Below are 15,739 nucleotides of genomic sequence, written 5' to 3'. Positions count from 1 at the left end.
GCACGCATCTTTTCACTCCGCAGTTGCTATTTCTAGCCCGAAAATGATTCAAATCTCCTAATTGAGTATCAAAAAGAAAAATTGTGTGACAATTTGTAATAATTACGGAACTTTGTGAGATATCTCAAGATTTACAAAAATAAAAAAAGGCCGGCAGTGCCGACCTCGGTATATATATGAATTTCTTATATTTAATTGCAGAAATCAGAAATTCGCGTTGCGCGGAGTACGCGGGAAGGGGATAACGTCCCTTACATTTTGTACGCCGGTGACATAGGCGATCAAACGTTCAAACCCTAAACCAAAGCCGGCGTGCGGTACGGTGCCGTAACGACGCAGGTCGCGATACCACCAGTAATCCTCTTTATTCAGCCCCATCTCTGCCAGACGGGCATCCAGCACATCCAGCCGCTCTTCACGCTGCGATCCACCAATGATTTCACCAATGCCCGGTGCCAGCACGTCCATTGCCGCTACGGTTTTACCGTCATCATTCATACGCATGTAGAACGCTTTAATATCTTTCGGGTAGTTCTTCACCACCACCGGCGCCTTGAAGTGTTTTTCGGCCAGATAGCGCTCATGTTCAGAAGAGAGATCCACACCCCATGCAACCGGGTTTTCAAAGCTCTGGCCGCTCTTCAGCAATATGTCAACTGCGTCGGTATAGTCTACCTGTGCAAAATCGGTGGTAACAAAACGCTCAAGGCGCGCAACGGCATCTTTATCCACGCGCTCGGCGAAGAACGCCATGTCATCGGCACGTTCATTCAGTACAGCTTTGAAGACATATTTCAGCATCGCTTCAGCCAGCGCTGCGGCGTCATCCAGCGTGGCAAACGCCACTTCCGGCTCCAGCATCCAGAATTCCGCCAGGTGACGGCTGGTGTTGGAGTTTTCCGCACGGAACGTTGGGCCAAAGGTGTAGACTTTTGACAACGCACAGGCATACGTTTCAGCATTCAGCTGGCCTGATACGGTCAGGAACGCCTCTTTACCGAAGAAATCTTTGTCATAATCCACTTTACCCTGCGGATCGCGCGGCAGGTTTTCCATATCCAGCGTCGATACGCGGAACATTTCGCCTGCGCCTTCCGTATCTGATGCGGTGATCAGCGGCGTGGAAACCCAGAAATAGCCGTTCTCATGGAAAAAGCGATGCAGCGCCTGCGCCAGGGTATGACGCACGCGCGCGACGGCGCCAACCAGGTTAGTACGCGGGCGCAGGTGAGCCACTTCGCGCAGATACTCGATGCTGTGACGTTTGGCAGCCATCGGGTAAGTGTCAGGATCGTCAACCCAGCCGGTCACTTCAACACGAGTGGCCTGCAGCTCAAATGCCTGGCCCTGGCCCGGTGATTCCACCACGGTGCCGGTGACAATGACCGAGCAGCCGGTGGTCAGACGCAGCACTTCATCCTGATAATTATTCAGAGAATTATTGACGACAGCCTGAACGGGATTAAAGCAGGAGCCGTCATAAACGGCGATAAAGGAAAGACCGGCTTTGGAATCTCTTCGGGTACGCACCCAGCCGCGTACGGTGACTTCACTGTCAACCGCGACCCGGCCGTGCAGTACATCCGCTACAGGCACTACGCTCATAAAAATCTCTCTATATATAGATGAAATAACGGGTGTCCCGCCGCACCCGGCTATCGTCACAGGTGACGTACGGTGCTGACAGAAACAGCCAATTCTCCCACGTTCAGGGGTGTTGCTATGTTACTTGCGAGCCATCAGGAAACAAGCAAAATTGCGGGAAGTGAGTGATTTTAATGGCGGCGGGCAGGGGAGTGAACCCTGCCCGGGGCAGGTCAGCTGGCGCGTTTAACCAGCGGCAGGTCAAATGCTTTGCGCAGCGCACGCACAAAGGCTTTATCCTGACAAATCGTTTTACCCGGGCTGTCAGAGAGTTTAGCGACCGGTTTGCCATTGCAGCTGACCAGTTTGATCACGATGTTAAGCGGCGTTACGCCCGGAATGTCGCAGGTCAGGCGCGTGCCAATACCAAACACCACGTTGGCACGCTGACCAAAGTGACGATAGAGCGCCAGCGCTTTATCCAGGTTGAGATTGTCAGAGAACACCAGCGTTTTGCTGCGCGGATCGATACCGAGCCGCTCATAGTGCGCAACGGCTTTCTCGCCCCACTCAACCGGATCGCCGGAGTCGTGGCGCAGTCCCTGATAGCGATGGGCAAAGCCGGGACCAAAATCGCGCAAAAAGGCGTCCATGGTGATGCAGTCCGTGAGCGCAATGCCCAGCTGGTTATCATACTCATCCAGCCACGACTGCAGCGCCGCGCGCTGGCTGTTGGCCAGCACCGGGCTGATCTGCTGATGCGCCTGAAACCACTCATGGGCCTGGGTGCCGACCGGCGTCAGCTGCAGACGACGCGCCAGATCGTAATTACTGGTGCCCACCAGCCATGGAAACTCCGCTTTCAGCGTACTGACAATCGCTTCCTGCACCTCCTGTGAATAGCGGCGGCGCGTGCCGAAATCCATCAGCTGAAAGCGCGACATATCGAGATCGGCAACCTGCGTCTGAAAGGCTGAAAGTTTTTGCTGCAGATGCGCGACCGCCTGCTCTGCGGCGATCTGCGGCGTGCGGTGGCGATGTACCACTTCACTGATCAGCGCCAGCAGCGGCACTTCCCACAGAATGACCTCACGCCACGGGCCGCGGATCTGGATGCGCAGCTGGCCCCGCTCGTCCCGTACCTCAACCTGCGCCGGATTGAAGCGAAAGGCGCGTAGCCAGGTCAGATAGTCGTGCTGGAAAAAAGGCAGGTTACTGAGCCAGGCAAACTCATCGTCGCTCAGGGTCAGATCTTGCAGAGTATCAATTTGCGCGCGAATCTCGCTGGCATACCGGCCAAGCTGTTCATCGCTGCGACAGCGAAATTCTGCGGTAACCGGGACATCGTAGTAACGATGATATACGGCCTGCTGCATATGAAGCTTGTACGCATCGGTATCAAGCAGCGTGGTCAAAATCGGGGAAGCGTGTCCAGTCATGGTGCGTTTCAGCATCCTCTTCCGCGGAGCAGAGCCCGGTGTTTAACAAAATCCTAAAGACGCAGGAGTATAAAACAGTAATCTCTGCGATCACACCACATTTGCAGGTGGCGGGTCGAGGGGCAATTGTGCCATTGTTACTGAATTGTAGCCTTTTCTGCGCCAGCGCGCATTGCGCATGGCAACTCGCCGTCAGGCCGCTTAGACTTTGAGATATTTGCGCCACCGCAACAGGATGGCCTCAACATAACAACGATGCGAGAAGGATATATGACGCAACAGCCGCACATTAAATATCGCCACGACTACCGGGCGCCTGATTACACCATTACGGATATCGACCTGACGTTTGATCTGGATGCAACAGAAACACGCGTAACAGCCATCAGCCAGGTCAAACGTCTCGGCGCAGCAGACGCCGATCTGCATCTTGATGGTGAAGCGTTAACGCTGGTTGAGCTGACGGTAGATGGCGCCCCCTGGCCGCACTATCGCGAAGAGGCGGGGGCGCTGATCCTCAGTCAGCTGCCTGACAACTTCACGCTGCGCATTGTAAACCTGATCCATCCGGCTAAAAACAGCGCGCTGGAAGGGCTGTATCAGTCGGGCGAGGCGCTCTGCACCCAGTGTGAGGCGGAGGGTTTCCGGCACATCACCTGGTACCTGGATCGTCCTGACGTTCTGGCGCGCTTTACCACCACGCTCCGGGCCGACCCGGTGCGCTACCCGTATCTGCTCTCCAACGGTAACAAGCTAAAGAGCGGCGAGCTGGACGACGGGCGTCACTGGGTGACGTGGCAGGATCCGTTCCCGAAACCCTGCTATCTGTTTGCGCTGGTGGCAGGTGATTTTGATGTGCTGCGCGACAGTTTTACCACCCGTTCAGGGCGCGACGTCGCGCTGGAGATCTTTGTTGACCGCGGTAATCTCGATCGTGCCGACTGGGCAATGACCTCGCTGAAAGCCAGCATGAAGTGGGATGAAGAGCGTTTTGGTCTCGAATATGACCTCGATATCTTTATGATTGTCGCCGTGGATTTCTTCAATATGGGCGCGATGGAGAACAAAGGCCTCAACGTCTTTAACTCCAAATATGTGCTGGCAAAAGCGGAAACCGCGACGGATAAAGATTATCTCGGCATCGAGGCGGTGATCGGCCATGAATATTTCCATAACTGGACCGGTAACCGCGTCACCTGTCGCGACTGGTTCCAGCTCAGCCTGAAAGAGGGTCTGACGGTATTCCGCGATCAGGAGTTCAGCTCCGATCTCGGCTCCCGCGCGGTGAATCGTATTGATAACGTGCGGGTGATGCGCGGTGCGCAGTTTGCCGAAGATGCCAGCCCGATGGCGCACCCGATCCGGCCGGATCAGGTTATAGAGATGAATAACTTCTATACCCTGACGGTGTACGAGAAGGGATCGGAAGTGATCCGCATGATGCACACGCTACTGGGTGAAGAGAAGTTTCAGCAGGGCATGCAGTGCTACTTTGAACGTCACGACGGCAGTGCGGCAACCTGCGACGATTTTGTCCAGGCGATGGAAGATGCCTCTGGCGTCGATTTAACCCAGTTCCGTCGCTGGTACAGCCAGTCAGGCACGCCGGTCGTGAGCGTGCGCGATGACTATAATCCGGAGCTGGAGCAGTATACCCTGCACGTGACCCAGCATACGCCGCCAACCGCAGATGGTCAGGAGAAGCTGCCGCTGCACATTCCGCTGGATATCGAACTCTACGATAACGAAGGCAAAGTGATCCCGCTGCAGCATAACGGCCAGCCGGTACATCACGTGCTGAACGTGACGCAGGCGTTCCAGACGTTTGTCTTTGATAACGTCTATTTTCAGCCGGTGCCGTCACTGCTGCGTGAATTCTCTGCACCGGTAAAACTCGATTATAAGTGGAGCGACGCACAGCTCACCTTCCTGATGCGTCACGCGAGCAATGAGTTTTCCCGCTGGGATGCGGCGCAGAGTCTGCTCGCAACCTATATTCGTCTCAACGTCGCGCGCTACCAGCAGGGCCAGCCGCTGTCGCTGCCTCTGCACGTTGCTGACGCTTTCCGGGCGGTGCTGCTGGATGAGCAGGGCGATCCGGCGCTGATGGCGCTGATCCTGACCCTGCCATCAGAAAATGAGATAGCAGAGCTGTTCGATATCATCGATCCACAGGCGATTGCCGCCGTACGCCATGCGCTGATGCGCACGCTGGCAAACGAGCTGAACGACGAGTGCTATGCGCTCTATCTGGCCAGCCAGAGCAGCGAATATCGCGTTGATCATGCGGAAATTGGCCGGCGCGCGCTGAAGAATGTCTGCCTGAGCTATCTGGCTCTGGGGGATACGACGCAGGCCGATCGTCTGGTTCAGGCGCAGTATGCGCACGCCATGAATATGACTGATGCGCTGGCGGCGCTCTCGGCAGCGGTGATGGCACAGCTGCCGTGCCGCGACGCGCTACTGGCCGCCTGGGATGAGCGCTGGCATCAGGACGGTCTGGTCATGGATAAATGGTTTATGCTGCAGGCGACCAGCCCGGCACCAGAAGTGTTACGCAACGTGCGTGCGCTGCTGAACCATCGCTCCTTCACCATGGGTAACCCCAACCGCATCCGGGCGCTGATTGGCGCATTCGCGGCGGGCAACCCGGCGGCGTTTCACGCGCAGGATGGCAGCGGTTATCAGTTCCTGGTTGAAATGCTGACCGATCTCAACACGCGTAACCCGCAGGTGGCCGCACGCATGATTGAACCCCTGATCCGCCTGAAGCGCTATGATGCAGGACGTCAGGCGTTAATGCGCCAGGCACTGCAGCAGCTAAAGGGGCTGGATAATCTTTCCGGCGATCTCTATGAGAAAATCACCAAAGCGCTGAACGCGTAATCCTCCGCAGCCGCAACCGTCACCGGTTGCGGCTGCCCTTTTGCGGCCATGCGGGCACTACAGTATGGCGCGCCAAACCTTCTCATAAATCACTACTTTGGCCGCTAATCCGGCAGGGTGCGTTACGCTGACTTATATGTTATGTTATAACATCAATAAAACAAAGCGTGAGTATATTAAGATGAAAGTAGCGTACTGGACATTATTTCTGGGGCTGGCCTGCAGTTCAGCAGCGTTTGCACACGGCGGTCATTCGCACGGTGCTCCACTGAGTGAAAAAGAGGTGCGTGCGGCCAGCGGCATCTTTGCCGATGGCGATGTGAAAGATCGGCCGCTTTCCGACTGGGAAGGGGTATGGCAGTCCGTTTATCCCTATGCCAGAGATGGCTCACTGGATCCGGTATTTCAAAAAAAAGCGGCAGCCGATAAAACGCGCTCGTTCAGCGACATTAAACAGTACTATCTCACCGGCTATGCCAGCGATATTACTGACATCGGCATTGAAAACGACGTGATGGAATTTACCGAAAAAGGCGCGGTCAGCAGCTGTAAATATGCCTATAAAGGTTACAAGGTGCTCAACTACGTTTCCGGTAAAAGAGGGGTGCGTTATCTGTTTGAATGCACTGATAAAGCCAGTAAAGCGCCGCACTTTGTACAGTTCAGCGATCACATTATCAGCCCGCGTAAGTCATCCCACTTCCACATTTTTACGGGTAATGTCTCGCAGGCTGCGCTGTTTGATGAACTGGAAAACTGGCCCACGTTCTTCCCTTACCAGCTGAGTAAAGCGCAGGTGGTGGATGACCTGCTGCATCACTGATGCACAGCCCGCTGGCGGACAGACCCGCCAGCGGGCAGGGCAGTTAACGCTGCCGGGCAAAGCGCAGCGGCTGCTCAGCGGCGCGGCGCGTCATCACCCGATCCAGTACGCTCGCTTCCAGCTCCGCCAGCCGCGCCGAGCCTTTGCGGCGCGGACGCGGCAAATCGATCGACAGGTCGAGCCCGATTTTACCCTCTTCAATCAGTAACACCCGATCGGCCAGCGCCACCGCCTCGCTGACATCATGCGTCACCAGCAGTACCGTAAAATTGTGCTGCTGCCAGAGTGATTCGATCAGCCCCTGCATCTCAATGCGGGTTAAGGCATCCAGCGCGCCCAGCGGTTCATCGAGCAGCAGTAAGCCAGGACGGTGGATCAGCGCCCGCGCCAGCGCCACGCGCTGCTTCTGTCCACCTGAGAGGGCAGCAGGCCACTCATTTGCGCGATCGGCAAGCCCCACGGCCTCCAGTGCCTCCAGCGCGGCGCTGCGCCATTCGCGGCCGCGTAAGCCGAGTCCGACGTTATCGATCACTTTTTTCCACGGCAGCAGACGCGCATCCTGGAACATCAGTCGCGTATCGTCGCGCGCCGCGGCCAGCGGCGCGTTGCCTGCCAGCAGCTCACCCTGACTGGCGACTTCCAGTCCGGCCAGCAGCCGCAGCAGGGTGCTTTTACCGCAGCCGCTGCGCCCGACCACGGCAACAAACTGCCCGGCCGGAATATGCAGGCTGACCTGGTCAAGAATAGTACGATTGCCATAGTGCTTAGAGAGGTTACTGATGGCGACCGGCGTGCCGCTGATCAGGCGCGCCGGGTTCTGTACGGCATTGCTCATGCGTTGCTCTCCTTCAGTTGCCAGGCCGGGTGCCAGCGCAGCCAGATACGCTCCAGCAGCTGCGCCGCCACGTCTGCCAGTTTGCCCAGCAGGGCATAAAGAATAATGGCCACCACCACCACGTCAGTTTGCAAAAATTCGCGCGCGTTCATCGCCAGATAGCCGATACCGGAGTTGGCCGAGATGGTTTCAGCCACAATCAGCGTCAGCCACATCAGACCCAGCGCAAAGCGCACCCCGACCATGATGCCGGGCAGGGCGCCAGGCAGGATAACCTGCGCAAACAGCGACCAGCCGGAGAGGCCATAGCTGCGCGCCATCTCTATCAGCCCGCGATCGATATTGCGGATCCCGTGATAGGTATTGAGGTAGATCGGAAACAGCGTACCGAGTGCGACCAGGAAAATTTTGGCCGATTCATCAATGCCAAACCAGAGGATCACCAGCGGGATCAGCGCCAGATGCGGCACGTTGCGCAGCATCTGTAGCGAGGTATCCAGCAGACGCTCACCGGTGCGCGATGTACCGGTGATGAGTCCGAGCGCCAGCCCGATCGTGCCGCCGATAGCAAAACCGATTAGTGCGCGCCAGCTGCTGATGGCCAGGTGCTGCCACAGTTCACCGCTGGCGGTCAGCTGCCAGAAGGCGGTCACAATTTTCTCCGGCGCCGGTAAAATACGCGTGGAGAGCCAGCCCTGCGACGAAGCGAGCTGCCATATCGCCACTATTCCCACCGGCAGCAGCCAGGGCAGCAGCGCATTGCGCAGCGTTTTTATCTGCTCAGACATGGTGACTCCTTAGCTTTGCGCAACTTTCTGTGGCGTAAAATCATTGGCCACAGCTTCGCCATGCGCCTGCACGACGCGCGGTTTTGGCACTTCCGGCACGGCCAGGTCAAGATGGGGAAACAGCAGCTCGCCGACGCGGTACGCTTCTTCCAGATGCGGATAGCCAGAAAGGATAAAGGTCTCAATGCCCAGCGCCTGATATTCGCGCATGCGTTCTGCGACAGTTGGCCCGTCGCCGACCAGCGCAGTACCGGCTCCGCCGCGTACCAGGCCAACCCCAGCCCAGAGGTTCGGACTGATCTCCAGCTTATCGCGCTGGCCGCCGTGCAGGGCAGCCATCCGCTGCTGTCCGACCGAATCCGTGCGCGCAAACGCCGCCTGTGCTTTGGCAATTGTGGCATCATCCAGATGTGAAATAAGCCGATCCGCGGCCTGCCACGCCTCCTCATTCGTTTCGCGCACAATCACGTGCAGACGAATACCGAAGCGCACCGTGCGCCCCTGCGCTGCGGCCTTGGCGCGCACCTGCTCAATCTTCTCTTTAACCAGCGCGGGCGGCTCTCCCCAGGTGAGATAGACGTCAACCTGTTCAGCAGCCAGATCCTGCGCGGCATCAGAAGAGCCACCGAACCAGAGTGGCGGACGCGGCTGCTGTACTGAACGGAACATCAGGCGCGCACCGCGCACTTTGACGTGTTTGCCCTCATAGTCCACCGTTTCGCCTTCAGAAACACGTCGCCAGATGCGGGTAAATTCCGCCGATTCTGCATAGCGCTCGCGATGGTCGAGAAAGACGCCATCGCCCGCCAGCTCTTCCGGATCGCCACCGGTCACCAGGTTAAACAGCGCACGACCGTTAGAGAGGCGATCCAGCGTTGCCGCCTGACGCGCTGCCTGGGTCGGTGAGATCACGCCGGGACGCAGTGCCACCAGAAAGCGCAGGCGCTGCGTTACCGGAATCAGTGAGGCAGCGACCAGCCAGGCATCTTCGCAGGAGCGGCCGGTCGGGATCAGCACGCCGCCAAAGCCCAGCCGGTCAGCGGCCTGTGCTATCTGCTGCAGATAACCGTGATCCACCGGACGGGCGCCTTCGGCGGTTCCCAGATAGTGACCATCGCCGTGCGTGGGAAGAAACCAGAAAACAGATATGCTCATTGTGTTGTTCCTTATTAATGGGCCGTCCGGGGTTGCCAGATGCGGTCAGCGATGGTGAGTTTTACCGGCAACAGATGGCTGGCGTAAAACAGATCGGCAGTGTGCTGCTGCGCGGCGGCGGTGCGTGCACTGACGGGGGTAATCGTGGTGGGCGGACGATGGTCGAGATAGCTCGCCAGGACCGGTTTTGGCAGGCCCATCGCCTGCGCCAGCAGGTCGATACTCTGCGTTCGCTGGCTCTGCGTCAGCGCATCCGCCTCGCTGAAGGTGGCCAGCACCTGGCTGAGGGTGTCGGGACTGGCTTCAGCAAACTGTCGGGTCGCCAGATAGAAAGAGCCGGTCAGGTTCAGCGTGCTGCCGTCAGTGAGGACGCGCACGTTGCCCTGCTGCAGAGCGGCTGAGTAATAAGGATCCCAGATCGCCCAGGCGTCAACGTTACCCTGCTGAAACGCCGCGCGGGCATCGGCTGGCGTCAGATAGACCGGCTGAATATCAGCGAAACTCAGGCCCGCCTGCTGCAGCGCGCGCAGCAGCAGATTGTGCGAGCTGGAGCCTTTCTGAAAAGCAACTTTGCGGCCTTTCAGATCGGCCACGCTGCGGATGGGGCTGTTCTGCGGTACCAGGATCACTTCTGCTTTAGGTTTCGCGGGTTCCGATCCGACATAAAGCAGATCGGCCCCGGCGGCCTGCGCAAAGAGCGGAGGAATATCCCCGGTGCTGCCTAAATCGATACTGCCGATGTTAAGCGCTTCCAGCATTTGCGGGCCGGCAGGAAACTCAATCCACTTAATTGCCATCGCCGGAAAACGCTGCTCCAGCAGCCGGTGCGATTTTGCCAGCACCATGCTGACCGAGCCTTTCTGGTAGCCGATACGGATCTGAGAAGGCGCGTCCGCTGCGCTGGCCGTCAGGGTAAACAGGGCAGCCAGCGCCGGGAGCAGCAGAGCCGTTATAAGTCGTTTCACAATAGTCTCTCCTCAGACAGCCCGGGCAAAAGGCAGATGACGGCGCTGCAGCGCGAGCCAGAAGTTCTCCAGCGCATCATCAATACGGGAAGTGAGATCGCTGGCAAATTCCGGCTGGCGGTCGTAATGCGTAATCTGCAGATCCTGCGCAAACACTCCCTGTAACACCTCCTGCGCTTTCAGCGCGCTCAGTACCGGTTTAAGCCCGTAATCGAGCGCCAGCATATGTGCCACGCTGCCGCCACTTGCCAGCGGCAGTACGACTTTTTCTTCCAGCGCCCGCTCCGGCAGCAGATCCAGGACAGTTTTTAGCGCACCTGCAAATGACGCTTTATAGACAGGAGTAGAAATAATGACGCCGGTCGCGCTGGCGATGTCAGTTTTAAACGCATTCAGGGCAGGGGAGTCGAAACGGGCATGGATCAAATCTTCCGGTGGAAAATTGTGAATATTCCACGCAATAACCTCAGCGCCCCGGGCTTCCAGCTGACGCTGGCAGAGCGTCAGCAGCGCCGTTGAACGTGAAGGAAAACGGGGACTGCCCGCCAGCGTCAGGATCCGCATACCTGCTCCTTATAACAAAAAGTTATCGATAATGTTTAATTGAGAACTGATTGTCTTAATCCTGCCAGAGCGCCGGAAAAGGGGTAAATGATTTATCCGGCAATCAAAAGCTTTAAAACGGCAAACGGATCCTGCTGCCGATCTGCTGCCTGCGCAACGCTACTGCCTGCGTTGCCAGCCGGGCCCACAGAGCAGCGGCGGATAAAACGGCCCAATCTCTGTTTTTTATTGATGAATTTAAGAAAAAGCTGCGGCGTGAATGCCAGGTGGTTTTTAAGAATTACTCCTGTGGGCGCTGTCACATTTTTGTGTCACGCTTGAAGACATTGAGAAAAATACCCAGACCCCCTTACTTTTATGTCTATCAAACGTAATGCGATTGCCAACTATGTCGGGCAGATCTACCTGACGCTGTCAGGTATTTTAGTGGTGCCGCTCTATATTCAGAATCTGGGGATGGAAGCGTATGGCCTGGTTGGCTTCTTTTCTATATTACTGACCTGGCTGCAACTGCTGGATGCGGGCGTCTCCACCACGCTGATGCGTGAAGCGGCGCGCTACCGCGCTAATCAGGAAGAATTTGTCTGGTTTCCGGCGCTGTTTACTACCCTGACGCGCTTTTTCCTTTTTTCCACGCTGGTGCTGGTGGTGCTGGGCTGGCTGGCAACGCCCTGGATAGCGACACACTGGCTGGATGCGCGTCATTTGCCGGCCGGCGATGTGGTTATCGCCGTGGCAATTATGGTGATCACCGCGGCCATTCGCTGGCGCACCAGTCCCTATCGCAGCGTGATCATCGGCTTTGAACATCAGGTCTGGCTGAATGGCGTTAACCTGACTATTACCACGCTGCGCACCTTTGGTGCGGTGCTGGTGATCCAGCTCTTCGCCAACGCCGTGCTGACATTCTTTATCTGGCAGCTGCTGGTCTCCATCGCCGAGGCGGGCTGCTGCATCTGGAAGGCGTATCAGCTTATCCCGCGCGCCGCGCGCAAAGAGAAGCGCAGCGACCTGAAAGAGGTGCTGAGGCCTTTTATTCGCTTTGCGCTGAGCGCCGCGTTCTCCAGCGCAATCTGGACGTTTATCTCGCAGATTGACCGTCTGGTGCTGTCTAAAACCCTGCCGCTGAGCGAGTACGGATCCTTTACCGTCGTGGCAACGGCGGCGACCGGTATCCTGCTGCTCAGCAGCCCGATTATGCAGGCGATTGTGCCGCGCATGACCGGCATGAAAACCCGGCAGCAGGGCGATGCGGAATCTCTGCGTCTCTACCGTTACACCACGCAGGCAGTCGCCATTTTTATGGCCCCGCTCAGTATCACTATCGCCTGCTATTCTGGTCCGCTGCTCTGGGCGTGGACGCAAAAAACGCAGATTGTCGATGAGATGGCTTTTGTCCTGACGCTTTACGCCTTAGGCAGCGGAATTCAGGCGATCTGTGGCTTGCTCTATCACCTGCAGTACGTGAATGGCAACCTAAAACTCCATATGCAGGGCTTTACCCTGTTTGCCATTCTGCTGGTGCCGCTTAACATCTGGTGTGCGATTCACTACGGCGCGCTGGGAACCGGCTGGCTGTGGCTGGCGCAGAACATTTTCTACCTGGTTGGCTGGGCATGGCTGGTACACCGTCGTTTTGCGCCGGGTATCCACTTCAGCTGGCTAACGCGCGACGTGGCGCTGATCTGGGCGGTATCGGGCCTGATTGCCGGCCTGAGCACGTTGCTGCCTATTGAGTGGAATCAGAATCGCTGGATTAATCTGCTCTGGCTGGCATTGATTGGTGCCGTGAATCTCGGCGTCTGCTGTCTGCTGCATAGCCTGGTGCTGAAGCGCCTGCGCCGTACACCCGTTGTTAATGCTGAAGAAAGAGGATAAGTATGACGTCGCGCTCCGTCCCGACTATATCGGTCATTATTCCGAACTGGAACTGCGCCCCGTGGCTGCCGGAGACGATGCAGTCGCTGCTGCAGCAGACGTCGCCGGCAGATGAGATTATTATCATTGACGACGGCTCAACGGATGAGAGCGTGAGCTGGCTTACGGCGTTCGCTGAGGCGCATCCGCAGGTCACTTTGCTGAGCGGCAACCGCGGCGGCGTCAGCGCAGCGCGGATGAAAGGGCTGGCGGTCGCCACCGGCGATTTCCTCTATTTTATGGATGCCGATGACTTTATCTCCGCCACTCTGTTTGCCGATTTCCGGCGCGCGCAGGCGCAGCATACCGGACTTGAGCTGTTCTGCTTCGGCGCAAAAATGTTTTTCGACGTCCCGGAACCGCAGCGCCACTATCAGACGATTCATCAGCGTCACGTCAGCGGCCTTTTCTCCGGCGGCAGCGAAAGTCTGCGCACGCTGATCCAGCATCAGTCGGCGCACCGGGTGATCTGGAGCAGCATCATTTCCCGGCAGCTGATTGAGCGGCTGGGGCTGAGTTTCCTGCCGATTCAGAATCATGAAGATGCGCCTTTTATGTTCGCGCTCTATATGCAGGCGCACAGTTTCTACTGCACCGGCGAGAGCTACTACTACAAGCGCTTTATGCAGAGTTCGCTGTCGCAAAGCACCCGCGACTTCTCCTGGATAAAAAATTACTTTATCGCCCGCGACAGCAGCGAAGCGTTTTTGCGAGAGCATCAGCTGCCGCAGGATGAGGCATTACTGGATGACTACTATCAGACCATTATGCATGGCTGCCTGGCACAGATCCGTAAACACCGCATTAAAGTACCTGCCGAGTGGCAGCCGCGGGTAAACAGTCTGGTGCGGCGCGTATTACGGCATAATACCCGGCTGAAACTGCTCTGGTATTGTCCGCCGCTCTATCACGGTCTGCAGGCGTGCCGTAATCGCCTGAGTCGTTATTCGTCCCGCCATTGATTGCGATCCTGTTCTGAGGTTCGTCACTAATTTACTTTTGCGCCAGAGCACCTTACCATTCTGGCGCACGCCTTCCCGTGCACCCGCTGTTTCTTCCTTTACTGCCATTCAGGAGAGTGCATGTTATATCCCATCGTCCGGCCCGCCCTGTTTAAACTCGATCCCGAGCGCGCGCATGAACTCACTTTCCAGCAGCTGCGTTTTATCAGCGGTACGCCGCTGGAGGGGCTGATTCGGCAGTCGCTGCCGGCGCGTCCGGTAAGCTGTATGGGCCTGACGTTTCCCAACCCGCTGGGTCTGGCGGCCGGGCTGGATAAAAACGCGGAGTGCATTGATGCGTTTGGCGCGATGGGGTTTGGTTTTATTGAAGTCGGTACGGTAACGCCGCGTGCGCAGCCCGGAAATGATAAACCGCGTATGTTCCGTCTGGTTGAGGCGGGCGGCATCATTAACCGCATGGGATTTAATAACCACGGGGTTGATCATCTGGTAGAGAACGTCAAAAAAGCGCGATTTAAAGGCGTACTGGGGATCAATATTGGCAAGAATAAAGATACCCCGGTTGAGCAGGGGAAAGAAGATTACCTGATCTGCATGGAGAAGGTCTACGCCCATGCGGGTTATATTGCGATAAATATCTCTTCACCTAACACGCCGGGTCTGCGTACGCTGCAATATGGCGATGCGCTGGACGATTTGCTGGCGGCGATTAAATTAAAACAGCAGGAACTACAGCAGCGACACCTTAAATATGTTCCGGTGGCCGTAAAGATTGCGCCGGATCTGTCTGAGGAGGAATTAATCCAGGTTGCTGACAGCCTGGTGCGTCACCAGATTGATGGTGTGATTGCAACCAATACCACGCTGGACCGTACGCTGGTCAGCGGACTTAAACATGCAGATGAAGCGGGCGGCCTGAGCGGACGCCCGGTTCAGGCGCGCAGCACAGAGGTAATCCGCCGGCTGGCGCAGGAGCTGCAGGGGCGCTTACCTGTTATTGGTGCCGGTGGAATAGATTCACTCATCGCCGCACGGGAAAAAATTGCCGCGGGCGCCACCCTGGTGCAGATATACTCCGGATTTATTTATCAGGGACCGGCTTTAATTAAAGATATCGTGACCCACCTCTAAGACATATCTCACTTTCCCCGGCCAGGGGGTTTATTTCTCCCTCTGGCTCGTTTATATTTTCCCCTGTTGTTCTATTTTTCAGCTTTTTGCTTAAAGCGATATTTTATTTTTTAGGCGCCATTTAGCGCAGCAGAATCCCACAAGGCACATCATGAAAATCAAACCCGATGACAACTGGCGCTGGTATTATGACGCCGAGCATGACCGTATGATGCTTGATTTGGCTGATGGCACACTCTTCCGCTCCCGCTTCTCCCGCAAAATGCTGACGCCCGACGCTTTTAACAGCAGCGGATTTTGCGTCGATGATGCCGCACTTTATTTTAGTTTCGACGACCGCTGTCGTGAGAGTGAATTATCTGCTCATCAGCGTGCCGAGCTGATCCTGAATGCGCTGGTGGCAAGCCGCTTCCTCAAGCCGCTGATGCCAAAAAGCTGGCACTTCATCAGCCACAAACATAGCTGGCAGCCGGTAGCAGGCGATATGGTCACGGCTACGCTGGCTGAGAGCGGTGAGCAGGCACAGCTGCTGGTAGTAGAAAGCAGTGAAAACGCGGCGCTCTGTCTGGTGGCGCAGCCGGCACTGAGCATGGCGGGAAAAAGCATGCAGCTTGGCGATGCGATCAAAATCATGAACGATCGCCTGCAGCCGCTGCAGCTGGCGACATGGTACGCGCGCGCGGTTTAGAT

13 protein-coding genes are annotated in these 15,739 nt (G+C 56.8%); 6 read left to right on the top strand and 7 right to left on the bottom strand.

Annotated features, from left to right (window positions below; genetic code table 11):
• Window positions 1–204: 204 nt before the first annotated feature.
• Window positions 205–1,605: an asparagine--tRNA ligase gene (gene asnS / locus FS690_RS05245; protein WP_104084732.1), complete on the bottom strand. Its 1,401-nt coding sequence runs from the start codon at window positions 1,603–1,605 to the stop codon at window positions 205–207.
• 212 nt (window positions 1,606–1,817) lie between these two features.
• Entirely contained in the window at window positions 1,818–3,023 is a 1,206-nt protein-coding gene (gene pncB, locus FS690_RS05240) for a nicotinate phosphoribosyltransferase (protein WP_039385774.1), read from the bottom strand.
• Window positions 3,024–3,293: 270 nt separating this feature from the next.
• On the opposite strand from pncB, the gene pepN reads away from it, so the two are divergent.
• Window positions 3,294–5,909 (top strand): aminopeptidase N, encoded by a 2,616-nt coding sequence (gene pepN, locus FS690_RS05235; protein ID WP_145339163.1) that lies wholly within the window; start codon window positions 3,294–3,296, stop codon window positions 5,907–5,909.
• A 181-nt stretch (window positions 5,910–6,090) separates the two neighbouring features.
• Window positions 6,091–6,732: a metal-binding protein ZinT gene (gene zinT, locus FS690_RS05230; RefSeq protein WP_104085330.1), complete on the top strand. Its 642-nt coding sequence runs from the start codon at window positions 6,091–6,093 to the stop codon at window positions 6,730–6,732.
• Between the two features lie 43 nt (window positions 6,733–6,775).
• Here the strand turns inward: zinT and ssuB are convergent, their stop codons facing one another.
• Genes ssuB through ssuE form a run of 5 tightly spaced genes read right to left on the bottom strand, consistent with a single transcriptional unit; the run spans window position 6,776 to window position 11,039 of the window.
• Window positions 6,776–7,567, bottom strand: coding sequence for an aliphatic sulfonates ABC transporter ATP-binding protein (ssuB, locus tag FS690_RS05225; RefSeq protein ID WP_145339162.1), 792 nt, complete (start codon window positions 7,565–7,567; stop codon window positions 6,776–6,778).
• A complete protein-coding gene (gene ssuC / locus FS690_RS05220; protein WP_094111471.1) occupies window positions 7,564–8,355 on the bottom strand; it encodes an aliphatic sulfonate ABC transporter permease SsuC in 792 nt (263 codons plus the stop codon). The genes ssuB and ssuC overlap by 4 nt, the downstream gene beginning before the upstream one ends.
• 9 nt (window positions 8,356–8,364) lie before the next feature.
• Window positions 8,365–9,510 (bottom strand): FMNH2-dependent alkanesulfonate monooxygenase, encoded by a 1,146-nt coding sequence (gene ssuD / locus FS690_RS05215; protein ID WP_071668708.1) that lies wholly within the window; start codon window positions 9,508–9,510, stop codon window positions 8,365–8,367.
• A 14-nt stretch (window positions 9,511–9,524) separates the two neighbouring features.
• Window positions 9,525–10,475, bottom strand: a complete 951-nt coding sequence (locus tag FS690_RS05210; RefSeq protein ID WP_108569210.1) for a sulfonate ABC transporter substrate-binding protein — start codon at window positions 10,473–10,475, stop codon at window positions 9,525–9,527.
• Window positions 10,476–10,487: 12 nt separating this feature from the next.
• Window positions 10,488–11,039: an NADPH-dependent FMN reductase gene (gene ssuE, locus FS690_RS05205; protein ID WP_145339161.1), complete on the bottom strand. Its 552-nt coding sequence runs from the start codon at window positions 11,037–11,039 to the stop codon at window positions 10,488–10,490.
• Between the two features lie 357 nt (window positions 11,040–11,396).
• On the opposite strand from ssuE, the gene FS690_RS05200 reads away from it, so the two are divergent.
• The 4 genes from FS690_RS05200 to FS690_RS05180 all read left to right on the top strand — a co-directional run bounded on the left by FS690_RS05200 (window position 11,397) and on the right by FS690_RS05180 (window position 15,737).
• Window positions 11,397–12,917: a lipopolysaccharide biosynthesis protein gene (locus FS690_RS05200; protein ID WP_039383621.1), complete on the top strand. Its 1,521-nt coding sequence runs from the start codon at window positions 11,397–11,399 to the stop codon at window positions 12,915–12,917.
• A 2-nt stretch (window positions 12,918–12,919) separates the two neighbouring features.
• Window positions 12,920–13,918 (top strand): glycosyltransferase, encoded by a 999-nt coding sequence (locus FS690_RS05195; protein WP_145339160.1) that lies wholly within the window; start codon window positions 12,920–12,922, stop codon window positions 13,916–13,918.
• Window positions 13,919–14,038: 120 nt separating this feature from the next.
• A complete protein-coding gene (gene pyrD, locus FS690_RS05185) occupies window positions 14,039–15,049 on the top strand; it encodes a quinone-dependent dihydroorotate dehydrogenase (protein ID WP_145339158.1) in 1,011 nt (336 codons plus the stop codon).
• A 151-nt stretch (window positions 15,050–15,200) separates the two neighbouring features.
• On the top strand, window positions 15,201–15,737 hold the full coding sequence (locus tag FS690_RS05180) for a cell division protein ZapC (protein WP_039383627.1): 537 nt from the start codon (window positions 15,201–15,203) through the stop codon (window positions 15,735–15,737).
• The last annotated feature ends 2 nt before the right edge of the window (window positions 15,738–15,739 follow it).

The sequence above is a fragment of the Pantoea sp. PSNIH1 genome (assembly GCF_007680655.1).
Classification (GTDB): Bacteria; Pseudomonadota; Gammaproteobacteria; order Enterobacterales; family Enterobacteriaceae; genus Pantoea; species Pantoea eucrina.
Note: the sequence above shows the minus strand (reverse complement) of the source record. Positions and strands in the feature narration are given on the sequence as shown.